This is a genomic window from Kaistella yonginensis, from assembly GCF_030409525.1.
Classification (GTDB): domain Bacteria; phylum Bacteroidota; class Bacteroidia; order Flavobacteriales; family Weeksellaceae; genus Kaistella; species Kaistella yonginensis.
The window spans coordinates 15,991-39,758 of the sequence record NZ_JAUFQB010000004.1 but is presented as its reverse complement, the minus strand read 5'-3'; the positions used below and the strand labels follow the sequence as shown (position 1 = coordinate 39,758).

Below are 23,768 nucleotides of genomic sequence, written 5' to 3'. Positions count from 1 at the left end.
GTTTTTATATGAAATAAATATTTATAAACTGAGTGTTGGCTCGAGAATTTGTTCCATTCGGCTTTTAACTTGATCTACAGAACCCGCATAATTATTAATGAGTAACGAGAAAACCAAAGTTTTACCAGAGTTTGTTTTCATATAACCTGCCAATGTTTTTACTTTATTTAATGTACCTGTCTTAGCAAAGATTTGGCCATTTCCTGCTCCATAAAACATTCTTTTTAAGGTTCCGGTTTGTCCGCCAATCGGTAAACTTTCCTGGAAGGTCTTATAATATTTTTGATCCATTAAATTGGCCAAATATTTTACTTGCGAAATAGGAGTTACCACATTACTTCGTGAAAGTCCGCTGCCATCATGATAATTTAAACCTTGCGTATCAAACCCGATTGATTGCAAATGATTATTAACGACCTTTCTTCCCGATTCTAGCGTTTGATCGCCTAATTTCTGAAAACCTACCATGCGTAAAGTCGCTTCTGCCAACGCGTTATCACTGTGTTGATTTGTATACAAAACAATCTCGGCTAAAGTCGGTGATTGGTAAGTCGTAATTAGCTCTCTCTTCTCTGGATTCGGATCTGCATATCTTGTTACCACTTTTCCAACGACTGGCAAACCACTCTTTAACATGGTTGCTCGCAAGTTGTTCGCTAAATAGGCAGGAGCATCGGGTAATTTTGTAGTGAGATAGCCACCATCAAATTTATCGGCATACACCATCTGCCCAATGTAAGGCGAGATGTAATAATAATTTTTGTTTTCAGAAAATGGATTGGATTTCTTTGCAATCAACTTCTCATTTTGAGGATTAATCTCGTGGGTCGTTCCAACTGGTAAATAATAATTGCCATTTTCTAACCACACAATACTTTCAGGTAAAGACTGGCTTTTATTTAATTTAAAAACGCCAGTTTGAATAATGATATCGCCATTGATTTTCTTAATTCCTTTGTCTTTGGCGGCCGCAATAAAATCACTAATTATTTCGCGATACGAATAGGCACCAGCTTTATTGGTTCCTAAAGACGGATCACCACTACCTACGATGTACAAATTTCCGTTAAGAATACCATCTTCTATGGTTCCAGAATATTCTAACTGGGTAATCCACCGGAAATTTTCTCCCAAAAGGTTCAACGCCGTTTCCGTAGTCAATAATTTAGTTGTAGAAGCAGGAATCAAAGAAGCATTTTCATTATAAGAACTAATGATTTTTTTGGTTTTGGGATCATAAACCACAAAACCCCAATTTGCATTACGCAAAACTGGATCATTGATCATTGAATTCAGTTTAATATCCACGAGTTCCTTTGCGCTGAGAAGTTTTTCAGCAGACTCTTTAGTAGAATTTAAATTTTGAGTATCGTATGATTGCGGGTAAGTTGTCGAAGCGAAACTCCCCTGTCCTAAAGCAAATGTAGAAACTGCAATTGCAGAAGAAACCAGGATTTTTTTGATGTTAATCATTTAATTTTATTATTTGATTATCTATTACTAGTTCTGGTAAAAGAAGAATTTTCTAATACAAAACATCTATAAAACGTTCAAAAGTATAAAAAATTGTTGAGTCACAGTGATTTAACGGGTATAAAAACGTGGTAAAAACTGTTAAACTTTGTTAAAAGTCAACGAAAATCAGCTTTTTTATAGAATGATAAGCTGTAATCTCATCAAATTCGACTAAACTTTTGGTAACCAAACCTTTGTATTCTTCGTACCGTTTTCCACGCGGCAATTTGAGCAAAAGTTGATATTGGTACATTAAATTTAATTTTCCGATTGGCGATTTTTCAGGTCCAAGAATACATTCTTCGGGCAAATATTTCCTTAAAATAGATCCTAGAAATTGAGAGGCACGATTTACTTTATCTTCTTTGCGGTGTTTCAGTTCGATCATAATTAATTTTACGAAAGGCGGATAGAAGAATTTTTTACGTTCCGTCAGCAGATGCTCATAAATCATCGGCGTATCGTTATTTTTTAACAGTTGAAAAATAGCGTGTTGCGGATTATAAGTCTGTATCAGTACTTTTCCTGATCCAGAGATTCGCCCGGCCCGGCCCGAAACTTGGGTAATCAATTGAAAAGCTCTTTCTTCTGCCCGAAAATCTTGTACATATAATAAGGAGTCTGCTTTTGGGATGGCGACCAGTTCAATATTATCAAAATCCAACCCTTTGGAAATCATTTGAGTACCTACAATAATATCGGTTTCGCCTTCTTCAATTTTTTCATATAATTTCTCATAGGCGAATTTTCTGCGCATAGAATCTACATCCATTCGGTCGACTTCTGCCTCGGGGAAAATCTTAGAAACTTCTTCATGAATCTGTTCAACACCGACTCCTCTTATATTCAGGTTTTCTGAATAGCATTTCGGGCAGGTTCGTGGTTTCGAGGCTTTTTGACCACAATAATGACATTTCATTTCATTTGAAAATTTATGATAAGTCATTACCACGTCACAATTCGAACAATAGTTCACGTAACCACAGGTTTCACATTCTACCACATTGGCGTATCCACGGCGATTATGCAGAATCATGGTTTGTTTTTTATGATCGAGTTCTTTCTGTATTTCATCAATAAGATGGAGCGAAAAACTACCGGCTAATTTTTTGGTATCCTGCGCTTCTTTAAAATTGATGAGCTCAAATTCCGGAATTTTCACGCTTCCAAAGCGTTCGCCTAAATAAACATATTTCAGTTTATCTTTTTTAGCTGCATAAAAAGACTCTACCGAAGGTGTTGCGGAACCAAGAATTATAGGAGCATCATAAAATTTTGCCAACATTTGGGCGGCATCTTTTGCGTTAAAAAACGGAGAAATTTCTCTTGGCTTATAGTTCGAATCATGTTCTTCATCAACAACGATTAATCCGAGATTCTGATAGGGTAAAAACAACGCATTTCTGGTTCCAATAAGGATTCTGATATCATTATTTTTTATTCTTCTCCAGACTTCTACCCTTTCAAAATCAGTAAGTTTCTGGTGATAATATCCTAGTTGTCTGCCATATTTTTTCTCTAAACGTTGTACAATTTGTTTGGTTAAAGAAATCTCGGGCAAAAGAAAAAGCACATTCTTCTCCTCCGCAACCGCGTCTTCAATTTTCTCTAAATAAAGATGGGTTTTACCAGATGAAGTTACGCCATGAAGCAAGACATTTTTATTTTGTTTGAACGCTTCATCAATTTCATATTTCGCTTGAAGCTGAATATCACTCAATTTTTCTAGATCTTCAGTTTCTCCTTCGAAACTTTCCAGCCGATCTTTTTGCAGATAATATTCCTGTACCAAATCCTTTTCAACTAATGATTTTAATTGTGCATGAGCAAAATTACCTTCTTCTAAAGCATCAGATTTCTTAATTGCTTTTTCAGGATGTTCGGTTTGCTTTTCGAGCAGCAAAAGAAAAAGTTCCTGCTGTTTCGGTGAGCGTTTTAGCGTTAATAGAATTTCTGGTAAATGGGTGTTTTTTACTTTTTCTTCATTAATTTTTAAATAGGCAACTTCTTTGGCTTTATATTTTTCAGCGATCTTTTCATCGATTTCTATGTACTGTAAATCGATTAGAGAATTGATTGTTTTTACAATTTCTTTTTTTGGAATAAAAGCTTCGATCTCTGTTAAATTGATAAGTTGCCGAACCTCTAAAGCTTGGATGAGATACATTTCATTAACGTCCAGATTCTCAAAATCAACCGCTACATTCGGTTTTAATTTTAGATAGGTTTCACTTTCTAATTTTAAAGAACCAGGAAATGAAAAACGATAAATTTCACCAAGATTACCCATATAATAATCAGAAAGCCAAGACCAAAACCAAATCTGTTCCTTTGGCAAAATCGGAAAATCATCTAAAATATTGATAATATCTTTCGGTACAAAATTCTCAGGTTGGTGGTTATGAAGTTCAAATACGATTCCGGTATAGATCTTTTTTCCTCGAAAAGAAACCAAAACCCGCATGCCGACCTGTATGTTTTCCATCAGTTCTACAGGAACTTTATAGGTAAAAGTTCCTTTTAAATTTAAGGGAAGAATGACTTGGGCGAAAGTTGATTTAATGGTATGATGATTTGATGAGCTAATAATGCGGGAGTCTTTCGATTCCGTTTTACAAATTTAGAAATAAAATTCGGCTAAAAACCAATTGCCTTTTATTAATTGAAAAACGGGCGAAAGCCCGTTCCTATTGATGGTGATTATTTTGATAAATCAAAATAAAAAATAGATGAAAATTTATTTTCCTTTTCGTCGATCCAATTCTTTTTGAATTAAAACCAATTCACGGCCGGTTTGCCCAGCTACAGAGGTATTTTCTTGCGCTCTTCTGGTCAAATACGGAACCACATCTTTTACAGGACCATACGGAAGATATTTGCAAACATTGTATTTTTCGGCACCCAAATAATAGGTAATGTTATCACTCATACCGTACAATTGGCCAAAATGAATTTGTGGGTGTTCGTTTGATAAACCCATCGCTTTCATTTTATCCATCACGAGTTCGGTTGATTTCTCATTATGCGTTCCAAAAAAGCCAGAAACTTTATCCAAATTATTCAAAACAAAATCGATAGCTGCATTAAAATTATCATCTGAGGCTTGTTTTGTGGGTTGAATAGGATCCGGATAATTCATGGCTGCGGCACGTGCTCTCTCTTTTTCCATATAGGCCCCACGTACAAATTTATAGCCTAGAAAATAATTTTGCTCTTTGGCTCTTTCTAAATCTTTGGCCAGATATTCCATTCGGCCTGTTCTGTACATTTGTATGGTGTTCCAGATAATGGCTTTTTCTTTATTAAATTTCAACATCATTTCATTGACCAAATCATCGGTAGCATCTTGCATCCAACTGTCTTCTGCATCAATCATCAACACCACTTTTCGATCAAAAGCCATCTGGCAAACGTCTTCGTATCTCTTTATCACTCTCGCCCATTCTTCTTTTTGGGAAGTGGTAAGTTCCACCTTTTTACCAACCTCTTCATAGATTTCTATTCTTCCAAAACCAGTTGGTTTAAAAACCACAAAAGGAATGGCGGGATTTCCTTCAGCAAACTTAATATTTTGCTGGATTTCAGCACACGTATCATCAAAAACCTTCTCTTCTGCTTTTCCTTCAATCGCATAATCGAAAATACTTCCCACATGATGTTTAAACATTTGTTTAACCACTTTCATACTTTCTTCACGGGTTTCGCCACCACAAAATTGTTCAAATAAAGTTTGCTTTACGATATCGGTTACAAAAGGGAAATTATTCTTCACTGTAAAATTTAAGGCTGTGATTCCAAAATTGGTAATCATCGGCTGCTCAATGGCTTTGAACATCCAAAACGCTTTTTTCAGTTGAGAATCGGTTTTGTCTGCGAAGGCAATTTGGGTGTTATCAAAAATATTCATGCTCATTTTTAAAGTTGAACAAATTTAATACAACTCTTTGAATTGATAAAACTAAATTAAAGTTTAATTTTGTGATAAATTTCAGTATCAATGATTTCACTATTAGATCAGGATTTCTCACAGCTCAATGATTTTTTGACCAACCTAAAACCGACCCAACTTTTAATTTTAGTTGATGAAAACACCCATGAATATTGTCTACCTACAGTATTAGGGAATTTGGAAACAGAAATTCCATTTGAAATCATTGAGATAGAAGCTGGCGAAGAATTGAAAACGCTGGAAACTGCGGCACAACTGTGGGAAATATTAACTGAATTTGAAACCGATCGCAAAGCTTTGATGATTAATCTAGGAGGTGGCGTGATTACCGATATGGGTGGCTTTATAGCCTCGACGTATAAAAGAGGAATTTCTTTCATTAATATTCCAACGACGCTTTTGGGCATGTGCGATGCTTCAATTGGCGGAAAAACTGGCATTGACCATCAGTTTTTGAAAAATATTATCGGAACTTTTGCGCATCCCAAACATATATTTGTTTTCCCAGAATTTTTGAAAACCTTGCCTTTAGAAGAATTACGAAGTGGTTTTGCAGAAATGCTAAAACATGGTTTGATTACGGATGAAAAACATTGGAATGATTTAATTGCCATTGAAGATTTAACAGCAGAAAGTATCTTCCCGTTCATTGAAACTTCGATGAAGATTAAGCAAAATGTGGTTGCGCAGGATTTTACTGAACAAAACATCCGAAAAACCTTGAATTTTGGACATACGATTGGCCATGCGATTGAAAGTTTGTTTCTGTTAAAAGGAAAGCCAATCATGCATGGTGAAGCAGTTGCTTTGGGGATGATTTGCGAAACCAGAATTTCTCTGCTTCAAAATTTACTTACAGAGAAAGCAGCAAGTGATATTATTTTTAACATTCGAAAATTCTATCCAGTGTTGGATATCTCTGAATTTTCAGTGGAAGAAATCTTAAACCTAATGAAAAACGATAAAAAAAATGCGGGTGGCCATATTAACTTTTCTTTATTAACGAGTATCGGTCATTCTAAATTTGACCAATCAGTTACTGTTGAAAATATTAAAGACGCATTGCTATATTATCAAAAATAAAATTGAAAACTGATTATTATAAAATGAAATCCCCAGCCAACCATCGGCTGAGGATTTTTAATTTTAACACAAAATACTGATATGCAGTATTTTAAAACAGTTGCTATTTAAACCCTTGTTTAATTTTAGAGACTATTCTAATGTTTTGGCACAGCATTTGAAAGTACTGTCCCGTAAAACAAAATTAAAAATGTAATGACAATGAGGATTCAAACCTTTAAGAAATTTTAGAATTTCAATTATTAAAGAAATGAGTCTAGAATTATCAAAAACGTAAAATTAATCAGAAAAATTTAACATTATGAAAAAGTTAGTATTAGGTGCGGCAATCGCAATGAGTTCATTGGCATTCGCACAACAGTTCGGGATTAAAGGGGGAATGAATGTTTCTTCGCTTTCAAAAGACGCAGGTTTAAGCGACAATAAATCAAAAATTGGCTTTAATGCTGGTTTATTTATGAATGCACCGTTGGGACAAAACTTCAGTATTCAGCCGGAGATTTTGTATAACAACCTTGGTGATAAAGTAACGTACAAAAACCTTGCAGGCAATGAATATGCTTCGGTTTCTAGAAACTTAGATTATATCGCCGTACCAGTAATGTTCCAATATAATGCAACACCTGAATTTTATTTAGAAGCAGGTCCAGAATTTGGTTTCTTGGTTAGTGCAAAAGTGAAAACAGATAACAGCGTTTTAAATACAACCACTACAACCTCTTTAGATACTGATGCTTACAAAGATTTCAATATGGGAATTGGACTTGGTGCAGGATATTATTTCACTCCAAAAATTGGTTTAACTGCCCGATATGTTGCCGGTGTGACTGATGTTTACAGTGCTAACAACGGAGATAAAGTTAAGAATAACAATTTCCAAGTAGGTTTGGCTTACAAATTCTAAGAAAATCATTTCATATCGGATTAAAAAAGGTTGGGAACATATTCCCAACCTTTTTTTAATATAAATTATTCAAATAGTTCAGCATCTTCACCTTTCGGCACCGGATATTCTTCAGTGAAGCAACCAAAACAATGTTTGGAACTGCCCAAGATATTTTTAAGATTATCCATGCTTAAAAATTCAAGTGAGTCCACGCCCAGGTATTTTCTTAATTCTTCTACCGTCATATTGGCTGAAATCAAATCGTCTTTTGTTGGGGTATCAATTCCAAGGTAGCAAGGTGCAATAATCGGCGGCGAAACACTGCGGAAATGAATTTCTTTGACGCCTGCATCTTTCAGAATTTTAACCAATCGCTTGGAGGTAGTACCGCGAACAATGGAATCATCAATGATCACTACTCTCTTTCCTTTAATTTCAGAAATAATCGGATTCAATTTAAGATTCACGATTCGCTCTCGCATTTCCTGAGTGGGGACAATAAAACTTCTACCGATATACCTGTTTTTAATCAAAACGGGTCGAAAAGGAATACCAGAAGCGATTGAAAAACCAATCGCAGCAGGAACTCCAGAATCTGGCACACCGATAACGATATCTGCTTCTATCGGTGCCTGTTCCCAAATTTTCATACCGGATTTCTCCCGGATTTCGTGCACATTAATTCCCTCCATAATGGAGTCTGGTCGGGCAAAATAAATATATTCGAAGGCGCAGGTTCTTTTTTCACAGTCTTCTTTGGCCATGAAACTTTGCAAACCAGTTTCGTTTTCATTGGTATAAATAATTTCTCCCGGCAAAATATCACGAACATATTGCGCTCCCACCGCATCTAAAGCTACTGATTCGGAAGCTACGACATAGGTTTTCTCATCGATGGCACCCAAAACTAGGGGGCGGATTCCATGAAAATCACGGAAGGCAAAGAATTTATTTCTGGTCATTCCGACCACAGAATAAGCACCTTCAATTTTTTCCATGGTGGTTTTAATGGCAGCACGCAAGCCTAAATCCAAGTGTTTTTGAATGAGTCGTAGAATCACTTCCGAGTCAGAGGTCGCTCTGAACACCACTCCTTCAGCTTCTAATTCCCGTTTTAATTCGCGCGCATTGGTTAAGTTGCCGTTGTGTGCAATTGACAAAATAATCTGGTCATATTCATTCTTGGCAAAAAAAGGTTGAAAATTATATTTTTTCTTATCGCCCGCTGTGGTATATCTCGTATGTCCGATCGCAGAGTTTCCCATGAAGGTTTCTGGTTCACGGATTTCTTTATAAACATCCAAGACCAATCCTTCATCTTTAATATTAAAAATTTTCCCCTGATTCATTACCGAAATCCCACACGCCTCCTGACCACGATGCTGCAAGGCAAAAAGGCCAAATTGCGATAGTGAAAAAGTATCGACATCGGTATTGGAGTAAAGGCCAAAAATGCCACATTCCTCTGAAGGCGAATCAAATGGATCATCTTTTTTGAGCAGATTTCGGCCGTAGGTATTTTCCTTGAATTGATTTAAATAATCTATTCTATGCTGTTGTAAATCTTTCATTTTTATCCTCACCCCAACCCTCTCCAATGGAGAGAGAGTAAGGTTTTTTATTTGTTTAAAACTTTCTTTAATCGTTCATAAATTTCTACATACGCTTCAGTAACTTCACCTAAATCCCTTCTAAAACGGTCTTTATCGAGTTTCTTCATCGTATCTTTGTCCCAAAGTCTGCAAGTATCAGGCGAAATTTCATCAGCTAAAATAATTTTACCGTTGGAATCTTTACCCAATTCGATTTTAAAATCGACCAAAATAATGTTCATCTTATCGAAAAGGTCGATTAAGATATCATTAATTTCAGACGTAAGTTCATACATTTCGTCGAGTTCTTCATACGTTGCGGCACCTAAGAATACGGCATGGTGATCATTAATTAGTGGATCGCCAAGTTCATCTTTTTTATAGCAAATATCAAAAATCGTTACCGGAGACTTTATTCCTTCTTCAATTCCCAAACGTTGCGCCATACTTCCAGCCGAGTAATTGCGAACTACCATTTCTAGGGGAATAATGTGTACTCTTTTTACCAGCTGCTCTCTTTCGTCTAGCTTTTTAATAAAATGGGTGGCGATTCCTTTGTCATTTAAATATTCAAAAATCAATGTGGTAATTGCATTGTTCATTTCACCTTTCAGATCTACGTTCCCTCTTTTTTGTGCGTTGAAAGCGGTTGCATCATCTTTGAAACGGACAATCACTTCATTTGGATTATCGGTTTGAAAAACCTGCTTTGCCTTTCCTTCATAAAGCATTGCTCCTTTTGTCATTTTTACTTTTTATTAAATTTTACTTTTTACTTATTTAATAGGGTTAAAACCCTATCCTTATTTAAACCGCCACTTCATGGCTTTTGGAATCATAGTTTAACTAAAATCCCAGTAAGAACTGCGAGTCCGAAACTTAGCAAAGTTCCTATTAATACATACTCTGTAAGTTTTCTCTGTTTTGCTTCTGCTAAATCACTAAATCTGAAAACTGATTTTGCGGCGATCATAAATCCAACTCCTTCCCAATGATTCACTAATATAAATACGAAGACCAAAAGACGCTCGAGGATGCCAATATACTTCCCTGCATTTACAAGAGAATCTGTTTGCAATGTATTATACTCAGCACTTACGGGAGTCCAAATTGAAATCACTGTTTTAATAATTATGGAAGAAGGAACGGTTAGAAATATCAACGCTGTTACCAATTCTAAAGTTCTCGGATTGAATAAATCTTCCCATTTAAAATAGGGAAAATAGAAGATTGACAATGCCGCAATCACCAATAAATGAGCAGTTTGATCGATAAAAAACCAAGATCTTTTTGTTTTTTTATTTTGAAAATGAAGTTTTGTCCAATCAATTAGAAAATGAGTTAGGCCTATTATTAAAGCAATCCACCACAGATTTAAATCCCATAAAAATAGAATTGCAAGAATGCTGTGCACCAGAATGTGAAGATATAAAAAGATGCTTTTTTCCTTCTTCTTCTCTTTATCAGCGACCCAAGAATTGGGCTGAAGAATAAAATCTCCTAATAAATGTGCCAATATGAGAGGGATGAAAATCATTTATAATTCTGCAATTTTTTTTCTAAAGAATTGATCAGTTTCTTGTATCAGCTCAAAATTAGCACGTTTAAGTCTTTGACTTACTGAAGATTGTGTAATATTGAGTTCTTTTGCTAGTTCTTCTTGGGTGAGTTCCGAATTCCGTAACAACTGATGAATAATTTCTGCAGTGGCGGCCGTCCAGTTATCAAAGTCGATGGAAGCCCATTTGAAAAGGATATTCAAATCACGAGTCACTTTATCATTTTCTGTTTGTATGGATAATGTTTTCCCTTGGGATTTAATTTCAGTTAACAATCTGCCAGAATTCACATACGCTGAACCATTGGATTCTGTGATTTTTTCCGATTGAAAGACTTCGTTTCCTATACCGATTGCCAAACGAACGTCTAGATTTTCAAAAGTTCTGATCAGGGATTTCAAAAGCAAAGCCTTGTGAAAAACACCATCTACATTGCATTTTAATTGAAATTCATCTCCGCGATAGACTTCCCAATTTTCCGGTGTTGTTGACCATGAACCCAATAATTCTTTCAATTTTGGGAGCCACAACTCACTGTCTGACTTTTGAGAATTAATAATATCACCGGTAATAACTGCAATCATTCGTCAAATATAAGCATTAATCCTTATAAACTCAAAATATAAGGTAAATACCTAATATTTATTTAAAAAGCTTAGACTAAAACATAAGCTAATCCACTAATAATCAATCAATATAAGTAAAATAGCTAATATTAAATTTTACCATTATTAGAAATCAATTAAAATTATTTAAAATATTCAACACCATTTTTAAAAATATTATGATAATTCGCGGTTGGAATATTTTTTAATAAACCTTCTGCAAAACGTTCAGGATGCCCCATTCTTCCAAAAATTTTACCGGATGCAGAAGTCAATCCTTCGATTCCAAATAAGGAATTATTAGGGTTAAATGGCATTCCGTGTGCAACATTTCCTTCATGATTAATGTATTGAGTCGCAAGCTGACCGTTTTTATACAATTCCAGTATTGCCTCTTCAGAAGCTATAAATCGGCCTTCACCGTGCGAAATCGGAATCGTAAATACTTGATCCTTCATTCCCTTTAACCAAGGTGAATCATCATTAATAACTTTCACATCGACCATTTGAGAAATATGACGACCGATTGCGTTATGTGCTAAAGTCGGCGAATCTTCATTCAAATCCCGAATTTCACCATAAGGCAGTAAACCGGATTTTACCAAGGCTTGGAAACCATTACAAATTCCGAGAATCATTCCATCGCGTTCCAGCAATTGATGAACCGCCTTTTTCATCTTCTCGTTTTTCAAAACATTGACGATGAATTTTGCAGAACCATCTGGTTCATCTCCAGCCGAAAAACCACCCGAGAAAACCAAAATCTGTGACTGATTAATTTCGGAAATCCAGGCCTCTAAACTTTCATTTAAGAGTTGGTGATTTAAATTGATAAGAGGCAAACCTGAAATCTCAGCTCCTTCTTTTCGAAAGGCATTTTGGGTTTCATATTCGCAATTGGTTCCTGGAAAAATTGGGGCAAAAACTTTCGGTTTCGCAATTTGATGTTTGTTAAAATAAATCGTTCTGGGTTGAATTGAATTTAATTTTGAATCAATTTCAACAACGATTTTTTTATTTTCCTTTGTTGGAAAAAGTTCTTCAAAAGTTCCACTCCATACTTCAAGTAAATTTTTGATATTGAAGTTCAAATTTCTGATTTTCAAACCATCTGAATCATTAACCTCACCAATGACTTGAAGCAAACTGCTCTCTAGCGTTACCGAACTTTCGATAATAAAACTTCCAATATTCTTTGTTAAAAGCAACTTTTCGTCTGCCTTAATTTCTGCTCCAAGGTGATTACCAAAACTCATTTTTGCTAAGGCAACTGCAATTCCACCCTCTTTGACTGTTTTCACCGAAACAATCTTTTTGGCCTTAATGTTTTCAAATATGAAATCAAAGATCTGTTTTAAATCTTCGTAATTCGGCATTCCATTTTCTTGCGAAATATGTTGGAATAAATACAATTTATTTCCTGTTTTTTTGAATTCTGGTGAGATGATATTTTTCTTTTCTCCATTCGCGCAGGCAAAAGAAATCAAAGTCGGTGGAACGTGAATATCTTGGAAACTTCCACTCATGGAGTCTTTACCGCCAATCGCAGCCAACTCAAAATTCATCTGCGCATCATACGCCCCAAGCAAAGAAGCCAAAGGTTTCCCCCACTTCTCTGGGTAATTTCCTAGTTTTTCAAAATACTCTTGGAAGCTCAAACGGATGTTTTTATAATCACCACCCATAGCGACAATTTTAGCAACACTTTCAACAACGGCATTTGCGGCACCAACCAAGGAGTTTTGCGACGACAAATCGGCATCAAAACCCCAACTTGCTAAAGAGACTGTTTCAACATTTTTGGCGTTTAGAATCGGTAATGTTTGGACACTTCCTTCCATAGGGGTCAATTGGTGTTTTCCACCAAACGGCATCGCAACGGTCGTTCCACCCACAGAAGCATCAAACATTTCTGCCAATCCTTTTTGGGAAGCGACATTTTTACTAGAAAGTATTTTTAAGAAATTCTCTTCACTGAACTTTATGATTTGATTTTCAACAGGTTGCAGGTGTGATACCCGCGCATGCTGTGTTTTTGCACAACCATTGGTATCTAAAAACTCCCGACCTAAATCTACAATTTTATTCCCTTGCCAGAACATCTGCATTCTACCGGAATCGGTTACTTTCGCCACTTCTACGGCTTTTATGTTTTCCTTTTCACAAAACCTGATAAATTTTTCTTTGTCTTTCGCTTCAATAACAACCGCCATTCTTTCCTGCGATTCAGAAATAGCGAGTTCAGTTCCATTTAAACCTTCATATTTTCTAGGAAGAATATCGAGGTTAATTTCCAGTGAGTCAGCGATTTCACCAATCGCCACCGAAACTCCACCTGCCCCAAAATCGTTTGATTTTTTAATTAAAGTCGTGACTTCAGGATTTCTAAAGAGTCTCTGAATTTTTCGCTCTTCAACTGCATTCCCTTTCTGAACTTCAGTTGATAACGTATGAATTGAAGTTTCATCTTGAACTTTAGAACTTCCACTTGCGCCGCCAACACCGTCCCTTCCGGTTGCGCCTCCTAATAGAATAACGAGATCACCATTTTGGGGCTGCTCTCTTTTGACCCAATCTTTTTTCACGGCACCCACGACAAAACCAACTTCCATTCTTTTTGCTTTGTAACCCTCGTGGTAAATTTCATTCACCAATGTTGTGGCTAAACCAATTTGATTTCCATAGGAGGAATAACCGTTTGCTGCCTGTTTCGTAATCGTTCTTTGCGGAAGTTTTCCAGGTAAAGTGTCAGAAATTGGCTCTAAAACATTGGCTGCTCCTGACAATCTCATCGCTTGATAAACAAAAGCACGTCCGGACAAAGGATCGCGAATTGCTCCACCTAAACAAGTTGAGGCACCACCAAAAGGCTCAATTTCAGTTGGGTGATTATGGGTTTCGTTTTTAAATAACAAATACCAAGGTTCTTTTTTACCATCAAAATCTGCTTCAATTTCAATTGTACAGGCATTGATTTCATCGGAAACCACAAGATTTTCTAATTTCCCTGTCTTGTGGAAATATCTTGCACAAACCGTAGCAAGATCCATTAATGACACTGGTTTCGCTTCTCTACCTAAAAATTTTCTCTTTTCTAAATAATCATTAAATATCGTTTGCAAAGTCGATTTAAAAGAATCATTAAATTGAATATCAGTCAATTCTGTTTCAAAAGTCGTGTGTCGGCAATGGTCGCTCCAATATGTATCCAAAACTTTAAGTTCTGTTTCGGTCGGACTTCTATTTTCGGTTTTAAAATAATTTTGAATAAATTCTAAATCATCAATATCTAAAGCAAAACCATGATCATCATAAAATGCTTTTAATTCTTCCGCAGAAAAATCTGTGAAACCTTCATGAACAATAACTGGATCAGGAGATTCTTCCACCGGAATTTCTAATTTTGATAAATCTTTAACCTGCGATTCCACTTTATTGATCAGATGATTCTTAATGGTTTCAACTTCGGCCTCAGAAACACCAAACAATTCGATGAGTTGACCACTTCTAACTTTACCTTGTTCATTTTCAGTTAGTAAGGCAATACACTGTTGCGCCGAATCTGCACGTTGGTCATATTGACCTGGTAAAAATTCAGTCGCGAAATATAGATTTTTCGCAGGATTTTCTTCATGTAAAATATCGGTCACGGGATCCACAAAAGTACTGGCAATCACTTTGGAAAGCTCATCATCATTCACACCGAAAACATCATAAACATTATAGACTTTAGCGTCTTTAATATGGGGTACGATATTTTTTATTTCATTAAAAATTTTCGGACTTTCAACATCGAAAATTCCTTTTTTTTCTACGAAGATTCTTTTTTTCATTTTTAATTTTTATAATAGGATTATATCCTATTCTTTATTAAATCGTCCTTTCAGGACATTATAAGATTTATTTACTTGCCAAAAGCGATAAAAAAAATGCAGCCAAAAAGACTGCATTAAATATTTATACTTTAAGGTCGGCTTTTAATCCGATGAGTTCGGCGTACTTTTTTAAGATTGGATTTACCTCATTTTCGATAAACTCTTCGGTTTGAATGGGTGCGAAACCGATGAAGTTTTTCGGGTCGAGCACTTCCATCAATTTTGATTTATCCAGTTTTAAGGAGGCGTCGTTCATAATTCTGCTAATTAAATCATTTTCTTTGCCTTCTTGTTTAACCTTTTTTGAAGCTTCCATGGAATGAACGCGGATGGTTTCGTGAATTTCTTGTCGGTCGCCACCAGCTTTCACTTCTTCCATAATGATATATTCGGTCGCCATAAACGGAAGTTCTTCCATTATATGTTTCTGAATTCTATTTTCATAAACTACGATTCCATTCATGATATTATTCCAAATCATCAGAATAGCATCAATTGAAAGAAACGCTTGTGGAATGGTCAATCGCTTATTGGCAGAATCATCCAAAGTTCTTTCAAACCATTGGGTCGATGCGACCATTGCGGAACTTGTAGAAAGTGACATCACGAATTTTGCCAAGGCTCCTATTCTTTCCGAACGCATTGGATTTCGTTTATAGGCCATCGCAGAAGATCCGATTTGGTTTTTCTCGAATGGTTCTTCTATTTCTTTTAAATTCTGAAGTAATCTTAAGTCATTGGTGAATTTGTGCGCAGATTGTGCGACATTAGAAAGTAACGCTACAACCTTTGCATCAATTTTACGGTCATAGGTTTGGCCGGAAACACCGAATACTTTATCAAACCCAAAACGTTTTGAAAGTTCTTTATCTAAATGTTTTACTTTGGAATAATCACCATCAAATAATTCCAAAAAACTCGCCGCAGTTCCGGTGGTTCCTTTTACGCCGCGAAATCTTAAAGTTTCTAAGAAAAATTCTAATTCTTCAAAATCTAAAATTAAAGACTGTAACCATAAAGTCGCACGTTTTCCCACGGTTGTTAGTTGTGCAGGTTGATAATGCGTAAAACCGAGCGTCGGTAAATCTTTATATTGAATCGCAAAATCAGCCAGATTCTTCATGACATTGACCAATTGTTTTCTGATCAACAAAAGACCGTCGCGCATTTGAATCAGATCGGTGTTATCGCCCACAAATGCTGAAGTTGCACCCAAATGGATTATTCCTTTTGCCAAAGGGGCAGCGTCGCCATACGTGTGAACATGTGCCATCACATCATGACGGAATTTTTTTTCATACTCCGCCGCCTTTTCATAATCGATGTCTTCCGCGTTTTCTTTAAGTTGTGCGATTTGCTCTACGGAAATGTCGAGCCCTAAATCTTTTTCGATTTCGGCCAGAGCGATCCATAATTTTCTCCAGTTTCTGAACTTGTTATTCGGTGAGAAATTGTAGAGCATTTCCTCACTTGAATAGCGTTCTTCAAGGGGATTTTTATAGGAATTCATTCTTTCTTTTACTTTTTACTCGCACAAATTTAAGGAAATTATTTCAGGCAAAAAATTTATTTTCGTCCGGTAAACTCTTTCATGGTGTCATAAACTCCAAACACATTTTGCATCACCCAATCAAATGCTGGGATTGGAAGTAATCCTTGCGAAAGTCGGATAAACCAATAAGGAAGAGGCAAAGCAAACATTTTGGTTTCCTTTTCGATTGCTTTAATAATTCGTTCTGAAGTTCTTTCAGGTTCTAAAATTGGCAGTACTTTCGACTTCACGCCATCAAACATTCCGGTATTGATAAAGAAGGGCATGATGGTCGTAACAGAAATATTTTTCTTTAACTGATTCATTTCCAAACGAACGCTGTCGCCCCAACCAACTACTGCCCATTTTGATGAAGCATACACCGACATTTTCGGATTAGAAATTAGGCCTGCCGAGGAAGCAATATTACAAATAGCACCGGAATTTTTAGCGATCATTCCAGGTAAAAATTCCAAAGTGGTGTGCATTACAGCAGTTGTATTAATCGACATACTTTTTTCAATCTGTTCATGGGTGTGTTCATGAAAATATTTTCCTACTACAATACCAGCATTATTGATTAGAATGTCAACGGAACCCACTTCAGTTTTTACGCGTTGCGCATTAATTTTAATTTCATCAAGATCAGACACATCAACTTTATAAGTAAGTACCTCACCACCCAATGTGGAGAATTCTGATTTGGTTCGTGCTAAACCTTCTTCGTTTATATCCCAAATAATTAATTGTGAACAACCTCTTTCCAGAGATTTGCGGCTCATGATTTTTCCTATTCCGGAACAACCGCCCGTAATAAGAACTATTTTATTTTTGAAATCCATTGCTAATGATTTATTTTTTTACGGTAAATTTGTTTGGATTGATAGTTGTTATAAATAACGCTAACCACGAGGTTCAACGAAATTGCCCCTAACAAAAATCTAAACTACGATTAATTAATAAATAAAAGCGATGAATTTTCACGATATTTTAACACGACAACAAGAATTTTTCACTAGTCAGAAAACTAAAAATCTGAAATTCCGAAAAATCTATTTGGAAAAATTTAAAGAAGTCATTATTAAAAATGAGGATATATTATACGAAGCCATTTACCGGGATTTCGGAAAATCAAAATTTGATACCTACACGACCGAAATTTCTTTTGTTTTAAAAGACATCGATTATTACCTTAAAAACTTACATTCTTTAGCAAAACCAAAACGAGTGCGCACCAATCTCGCCAATCAATTGGGCTCCAGCAAAATCCATCCCGAACCGTTGGGATGTACGCTAGTCATCGGCGCATGGAATTATCCGTATCAGCTTTCGCTTTCGCCGGTAATTGCTGCTATAGCTGCTGGAAATACGTGTATTTTAAAACCAAGTGAAGTTGCAGAAAACACAATGAAAGCAATGGCCAAAATTATTAATGAAAACTTTCCCAAAGAATATTTGTTTGTTGCAGAAGGTGGTGTAGAAGAGATCACTGAAATATTAAAACTAAAGTTCGATAAGATTTTTTTCACCGGAAGTCCGAAAGTTGGGCAGATCGTTTACGAAGCAGCAGCAAAGCATTTAACGCCGGTAACCTTGGAATTAGGAGGAAAAAGCCCGGCCGTTGTAACCTCCAGTGCAAATTTTGAAGTTGCTGCTAAGCGAATTGTTTGGGGAAAGTTCCTGAATGCCGGTCAAACTTGTGTGGCCCCCGATTACATTCTGGTTGATGAGAAAGTGAAGGATAGCTTCCTGGATACGTTGAAATCTTATATTGAGAAATTTAATTATCAGCCAGATGCAGCACATTACACAAGAATCATCAATGATCGAAATTTTGATCGGTTGCTAAAATTAATTGATCAAGAAAAAGTCTTCTATGGTGGAAAAAGCGATGCATCATCAAAATATATTGAGCCTACACTCCTGCATAAGGTGACGTGGGCTGACGCGGTGATGCAAGAAGAAATTTTTGGACCAATCTTACCGGTTTTAACTTTTAAAAACTTCAATGAAGCATTGCTTCAAATCGCAAAAGGAGAGAAACCCTTATCTGCGTATTTATTTACAAATGATTCGGAAGAAAAAGAACATTTTATTTCGAAAATATCTTTTGGTGGCGGTTGTATTAATGATGTGGTGATGCATTTAAGCAATGACAATCTTCCATTCGGCGGCGTTGGTACTTCTGGAATTGGGAATTATCATGGAAAATTTGGTTTCGATGCTTTTTCTCATCAGAAAGCCATTCTCAGTCGCGTAACTTGGGGCGAACCTGATTTAAAATATCCGCCTTATTCCGACAAAAAATTGCATTGGATTAAAAAACTCTTATAAAAAAACAAAATCTCATCAGTTAACTGACGAGACTTTTGCTTTAAGATTTAGGCGCCCATTTCTGGAAAAACGCTTTAACCTTGTCGATACTGTAGCCTTTTCCTTCCTCCAAAACTGCGCTGTCTTGGGTATGAATCATTTTACCGTTTTTATCTAAAATAATGAAAACGGGATAACCGAATTTTGCTCCAGGATTGTCATACTTCGTAAATACTTTTTCATTTTTATTTTCAGGAGAATAATTCAAATGATAATACAGATAATTTTCATCCACTATATTTTTAAGTTCCGGAGTGGTTTGCACAAACTGATTAAATCTCAAACACCAAATACACCAGTTTCCACCAGCTTGTAGGATAATATTTTTATTTTCCAGTTGTGCCTGTTTTACCAATTCAGCAATTTTCGCTTCTGCATTTTCCTTATCATTATAAGGTTTCGGAAGTTTAGCTTTCTCTTCTGCAGCCACTTTTTTCTTTGCTTCTATAATCGCAATACTGTCTGCTTCAACTGCACTCGACTTCTTTGTTTGTGTTGATTTCATAGTGCTGCTTTCCGTTTTCTGGGAACAAGCCAAATTGGTAATCAACAAAGCTGAAACAGCAAATATTCTTAGGATTGTTTTTTTCATTTTTTAAGGGATCTATTTATCGTTTGCAAATTAATAAAAATAGAATGAACCATAAACTTAATTATCACTAAATTTGCACCTAATTTATGAACTTTATATTCAAAATCTTACTGCTTTTTACAAAACTGCCGCTGCGGATTTTGTATCTATTTTCAGATTTCATATTTTTTGTCATCTATCATCTTGTAGGCTACCGAAAAAATGTGGTTCGTGAAAACCTTCAAAATTCTTTTCCTGAAAAATCTCCTGAGGAACTCAGAAAAATTGAAAAAAAATTCTATCTTAATTTTTGCGATTATATCGTCGAGACTTTTCGATCATTTACGGTATCCTCTACTGAATTGCGGGTTCGTGTTCAGCATATTAACCAAAATGTTTTTCAGGAAGCCTATGATGAAAAGAAAAACATTATTCTCTTGGCCGGACATGTTTTTAACTGGGAATGGTTTAATGCCTTAGCAATGGCAGTGCCACAGGACAAGAGTTTCCCAGTTTATCGCAAGGTTCAAAGTGGTTTTTGGGAGCAGAAGATAAAAGAACTCAGAACCCGATTCGGCAATCAACCCTTAGAAGCGAAAGAAGTGGTACGCCACATTTTCAGAAATCCGAACGATGGTAATTCTATTTATTTATTTGTTGCAGACCAAACGCCACATGTTTCAGAAGTGACTTACGGTTTAAATTTTTTGAACCAGAAAACACCCGTTTTTGTAGGTTACGATAAGCTTTCGACCAGAATGGATTTGGCCTTTATTTACTGCGATATGAAAAAAGTAAAGCGAGGTTTTTATCAGGTAAATTATTATCGTATTCTTCCGGATGGTGAAAAATTTGTAGAACATGAAGTTGTTAAAAAATTTCATCAACGGTTAGAAAATACCATTAATAAAAGACCAGACAATTATCTTTGGTCGCACAGAAGATGGAAATATCAAAACGCCATCAAAGTTATGGGCACTTAGATTCGTAAATATTCTTACCTTATTTAGCAAATTACTATTGGATTTAGCAATCGTCATACTTAATTGGAATGGAAAAAACTGGTTAGAAAAATTTCTACCCAACGTTATTGAACATTCTGAAGATGCACTTATTTACGTCATAGACAATGCTTCTTCTGATGATTCTATTTCATTTCTAAAGGAAAATTTTCCAATGGTTAAAATCATTGTTAATACTAAAAATTACGGATTCGCAGGCGGTTACAATGAAGGTTTAAAAAAAGTTCAACACGAGTTTTACTGTCTCTTAAATTCTGATGTTGAAGTGACTGCTCACTGGATCAGACCCATTCTTGCTATTTTTCAGCGTGACAAAAACATTAGTGCTGTTCAGCCTAAAATTCTTGATTTTAATAAAAGAACGCATTTTGAGTTTGCGGGAGCTGCAGGTGGTTTTCTTGATAATCTTGGTTATCCGTATTGCCGCGGAAGAATTTTTGAAAACATCGAAGAAGATAAGGGTCAATATGATGATGAAATCGAAATTTTATGGGCCTCAGGATGTTGTTTCTTTATCCGTTCTCAGGATTTTTGGGCCCAAAATGGCTTTGATGCACGATTCTTTGCCCATCAAGAAGAGATCGATTTATGCTGGCGTTTAAAAAACTCAGAAAAGAAAATATTTTATACCGGAAAATCTGCGGTTTATCATGTGGGCGGCGGAACATTAAATAAACAAAGTCCACAAAAGACATTCTTAAATATCCGAAATAATTTTTCGATGCTTTTAAAAAATGCACCTTTTTCTACCTTAGTTTGGTTGATTCCTTTTCGGTTAATCCTCGATGGATTTGCAGGAATTTATTTTGGATACAAACACGGCAGGTCTCATTTTTGGGCGGTCATTCGTGCCCATTTTTCTTTTTATGAGCAAATTCCAAAAACGTTTAAACTTCGGCAAAAAAATCAGATTAAAAAGTTCTACGAAGCGAAATGGCTGGTTTTTAAAAACTTTCTGTAAGTTATCCTTCTATATTCAACCACGATGACTAAATTTATCTAAATTTATGCTATGAATATCAATATCTACTTCATCATTGCAATCATCGTGGTTTCGCTCCTCTTTCTTGGGATTTTAATTTATTTTTTTCAACATAAATTTTTCTTTCAACCCGAAAAACTACCGGCAGATTTCAAATTCGCCTATGAGCATCTAAAAGCAGAGGAAAAATATGTGGAAACTGAAAAAGGAGCCAATATCAGTTATCTTCATTTTCAGGTGGATGACCCAAAAGGGGTGGTGATCTATTTAAAAGGAAATACAAAAAGTATTAAAGGTTGGGGGAAATTTGCGATCGACTTTACACGATTAGGCTATGAAGTGGTGATGATGGATTACCGTGGATTTGGGAAAAGTACGGGAAAAAGAACCGTAGAAGCCATGAAAAGAGATTCTCAATTTATTTACAATATTGTAAAAAAAGAATTTAGTGAAGATAAAATCACGGTTTACGGGAGGTCACTTGGGTCAGGATTTGCGGCGCGACTTGCCTCTAAAAATAATCCGCGTTTGTTAATTTTAACCTCGCCACTGTATTCATTACTACGAACGATTCAGCGTTATTTACCTTTTATGCCCGCCAAACCATTCTTGCGGTACAATATTCCAACTTTTCAATATTTAAAAAATGTGCGTTGTCCGATTAAAATCATTCATGGCAGTGAAGACCGACTTGTGCCGATCAAGACCGCGATTGATCTGTCGGAAATAAATCCAGAACTTACCCGATTGTATGTGATTTTAAGAGCTGGCCATATCGATATTCATCAATTTGAGGAATACCATCGCGCAATGGAAGAGATTTTTGAAGAGCGAAAGGTTTTCATTGACGCAGAAAAAACAAGTTTAGGGTATTCCCATCGGAAGTAAAAGCTGAATTCTATGATCAAAAAAATTATCTTTGTAGTCCTTAAAAGATTTGAATGGAATTATTGATCATCATTTTACTCGTTTTACTCAACGGAATTTTTTCCATGTCGGAAATGTCACTCGTCTCCTCCCGAAAATTCAAACTAGAAAATGCGGGTCGAAAAGGCAGTAGAGGCGCAAAAAAAGCACTTGAACTTTCAGAAAACCCCACTAAATTTTTATCAACGGTCCAAATCGGGATTACTTTGATTGGGATTTTGCTTGGGGTATATTCCGGTGAAAACCTCACCAATGATTTTAAAAGTTTTCTGGATCAATTCGCAGTTATTACACCCTATTCTAAGCCATTGGCGACCATCGGAATTGTAATTTTCATCACGTATTTATCCATTTTGTTAGGGGAATTGTTACCGAAAAGAATCGCAATGACTTTCCCGGAGCGAATTATTACTTTGCTCGCAAAACCGATGGACATTTTGTCTAAAGTTACCTCGCCTTTTGTTTTATTATTAACCACTTCCAATAATTTATTGCTAAAGTTATTTGGAATAAAAAGCACCTCAGACAGCATTATTACCGAGGAGGAAATAAAATCCATCGTTAGGGAAAGTGCGCTGGAAGGACAAATTGAACAAATTGAGCATAATATTGTGGAAAGGGTTTTTGAGCTGGGTGACCGGAAAATCAATACACTTTTGACCCACCGAACCTCGGTAACTTTTTTTAACGTGAGTGAAAATTTGGAAAGTATTTTACAGAAAATCAAAGACGAGAAGCACAATGCCTATCCAGTGACCGATGGAAATAATTTAGATCACATTATCGGAATTGTGAGCATGAAAGATCTCTTTCCGATCGCTGATCCAGAAAATTTTAATCTGAAAAACCATTTAAAGCAGCCTGTTTTTCTTAATGAAAATTATTACGCCTATAAAGTGCTGGAAATTTTTAAAAAAGAAAAAAACCATTATGGGATTGTTATCGATGAATATGGAAATACCGTAGGGATCGTAACCATGCACGACGTATTAGATGCGCTTGTAGGAAATACAGCGACCAGCGATAATTTTGATTACCGAATTACACAACGAAGTGAGCACTCATGGTTGGCAGATGCCCAGTTTCCCATTGTAGAATTCATCAAATACTTTGATCTGGATTATGAATTTGATAATAAAGACAATTATACCACGTTGGTTGGTTTTTTCCTCAATGCACATCATGGCTCTACGGAAGTGGGTGATACGATAACAATTGAAGACCTGGAGCTTGAAATTATCGACAAAGACCGGCAGCGGGTAGATAAAATATTAATTACCAGAAGAATCTCTTAAACT

General features: G+C 35.9%; 18 protein-coding genes. 7 read left to right on the top strand and 11 right to left on the bottom strand.

The window, feature by feature from the left end:
• Positions 1–21 precede the first annotated feature (21 nt).
• The 3 genes from dacB to QWY78_RS01610 all read right to left on the bottom strand — a co-directional run bounded on the left by dacB (position 22) and on the right by QWY78_RS01610 (position 5,422).
• Positions 22–1,473: a D-alanyl-D-alanine carboxypeptidase/D-alanyl-D-alanine endopeptidase gene (gene dacB / locus QWY78_RS01620; protein WP_290215922.1), complete on the bottom strand. Its 1,452-nt coding sequence runs from the start codon at positions 1,471–1,473 to the stop codon at positions 22–24.
• Positions 1,474–1,624: 151 nt separating this feature from the next.
• Positions 1,625–4,078, bottom strand: a complete 2,454-nt coding sequence (priA, locus tag QWY78_RS01615; protein WP_290216042.1) for a replication restart helicase PriA — start codon at positions 4,076–4,078, stop codon at positions 1,625–1,627.
• A gap of 174 nt (positions 4,079–4,252) precedes the next feature.
• The gene (locus tag QWY78_RS01610; RefSeq protein ID WP_290216041.1) at positions 4,253–5,422 is read right to left on the bottom strand and encodes a proline dehydrogenase family protein; all 1,170 of its coding nucleotides are present in this window, start codon (positions 5,420–5,422) and stop codon (positions 4,253–4,255) included.
• Positions 5,423–5,512: 90 nt separating this feature from the next.
• On the opposite strand from QWY78_RS01610, the gene aroB reads away from it, so the two are divergent.
• Together aroB and QWY78_RS01600 are read left to right on the top strand one after the other, a co-directional pair.
• Positions 5,513–6,547, top strand: coding sequence for a 3-dehydroquinate synthase (aroB, locus tag QWY78_RS01605; RefSeq protein WP_290215921.1), 1,035 nt, complete (start codon positions 5,513–5,515; stop codon positions 6,545–6,547).
• Positions 6,548–6,848: 301 nt separating this feature from the next.
• Complete coding sequence (locus QWY78_RS01600) at positions 6,849–7,451, top strand: porin family protein (RefSeq protein WP_290215920.1); 603 nt, start codon at positions 6,849–6,851, stop codon at positions 7,449–7,451.
• Positions 7,452–7,516: 65 nt separating this feature from the next.
• Here QWY78_RS01600 and purF read toward each other — a convergent pair whose 3' ends face one another.
• From purF to QWY78_RS01565, 7 genes are all read right to left on the bottom strand, one after another.
• On the bottom strand, positions 7,517–9,004 hold the full coding sequence (gene purF / locus QWY78_RS01595) for an amidophosphoribosyltransferase (protein WP_290215919.1): 1,488 nt from the start codon (positions 9,002–9,004) through the stop codon (positions 7,517–7,519).
• 47 nt (positions 9,005–9,051) lie between these two features.
• Positions 9,052–9,771: a phosphoribosylaminoimidazolesuccinocarboxamide synthase gene (purC, locus tag QWY78_RS01590; RefSeq protein ID WP_290215918.1), complete on the bottom strand. Its 720-nt coding sequence runs from the start codon at positions 9,769–9,771 to the stop codon at positions 9,052–9,054.
• An 89-nt stretch (positions 9,772–9,860) separates the two neighbouring features.
• Positions 9,861–10,562: a DUF3307 domain-containing protein gene (locus tag QWY78_RS01585; RefSeq protein WP_290215917.1), complete on the bottom strand. Its 702-nt coding sequence runs from the start codon at positions 10,560–10,562 to the stop codon at positions 9,861–9,863.
• A complete protein-coding gene (locus QWY78_RS01580; protein WP_290215916.1) occupies positions 10,563–11,168 on the bottom strand; it encodes a SatD family protein in 606 nt (201 codons plus the stop codon). It abuts the gene before it with no gap.
• Between the two features lie 164 nt (positions 11,169–11,332).
• Entirely contained in the window at positions 11,333–15,022 is a 3,690-nt protein-coding gene (locus QWY78_RS01575; protein WP_290215915.1) for a phosphoribosylformylglycinamidine synthase, read from the bottom strand.
• Positions 15,023–15,146: 124 nt separating this feature from the next.
• Entirely contained in the window at positions 15,147–16,574 is a 1,428-nt protein-coding gene (purB, locus tag QWY78_RS01570; RefSeq protein WP_290215914.1) for an adenylosuccinate lyase, read from the bottom strand.
• A 56-nt stretch (positions 16,575–16,630) separates the two neighbouring features.
• Positions 16,631–17,437, bottom strand: a complete 807-nt coding sequence (locus QWY78_RS01565) for an SDR family oxidoreductase (protein WP_290215913.1) — start codon at positions 17,435–17,437, stop codon at positions 16,631–16,633.
• A 130-nt stretch (positions 17,438–17,567) separates the two neighbouring features.
• Between QWY78_RS01565 and QWY78_RS01560 the strand changes: the two genes are divergently transcribed.
• Complete coding sequence (locus QWY78_RS01560; RefSeq protein WP_290215912.1) at positions 17,568–18,929, top strand: aldehyde dehydrogenase; 1,362 nt, start codon at positions 17,568–17,570, stop codon at positions 18,927–18,929.
• Positions 18,930–18,969: 40 nt separating this feature from the next.
• Here QWY78_RS01560 and QWY78_RS01555 read toward each other — a convergent pair whose 3' ends face one another.
• Complete coding sequence (locus tag QWY78_RS01555; protein WP_435389032.1) at positions 18,970–19,473, bottom strand: thioredoxin family protein; 504 nt, start codon at positions 19,471–19,473, stop codon at positions 18,970–18,972.
• 173 nt (positions 19,474–19,646) lie between these two features.
• Between QWY78_RS01555 and QWY78_RS01550 the strand changes: the two genes are divergently transcribed.
• Genes QWY78_RS01550 through QWY78_RS01535 form a run of 4 tightly spaced genes read left to right on the top strand, consistent with a single transcriptional unit; the run spans position 19,647 to position 23,765 of the window.
• Complete coding sequence (locus QWY78_RS01550; RefSeq protein ID WP_290215910.1) at positions 19,647–20,522, top strand: lysophospholipid acyltransferase family protein; 876 nt, start codon at positions 19,647–19,649, stop codon at positions 20,520–20,522.
• Positions 20,523–20,559: 37 nt separating this feature from the next.
• Positions 20,560–21,522, top strand: coding sequence for a glycosyltransferase family 2 protein (locus QWY78_RS01545; protein WP_290215909.1), 963 nt, complete (start codon positions 20,560–20,562; stop codon positions 21,520–21,522).
• Between the two features lie 51 nt (positions 21,523–21,573).
• Positions 21,574–22,431 carry an alpha/beta hydrolase gene (locus tag QWY78_RS01540; RefSeq protein ID WP_290215908.1) on the top strand — a complete coding sequence of 286 codons (858 nt, stop codon included), beginning with the start codon at positions 21,574–21,576 and terminating at the stop codon, positions 22,429–22,431.
• Between the two features lie 53 nt (positions 22,432–22,484).
• Positions 22,485–23,765, top strand: a complete 1,281-nt coding sequence (locus QWY78_RS01535; protein WP_290215907.1) for a hemolysin family protein — start codon at positions 22,485–22,487, stop codon at positions 23,763–23,765.
• Positions 23,766–23,768: the final 3 nt, after the last annotated feature.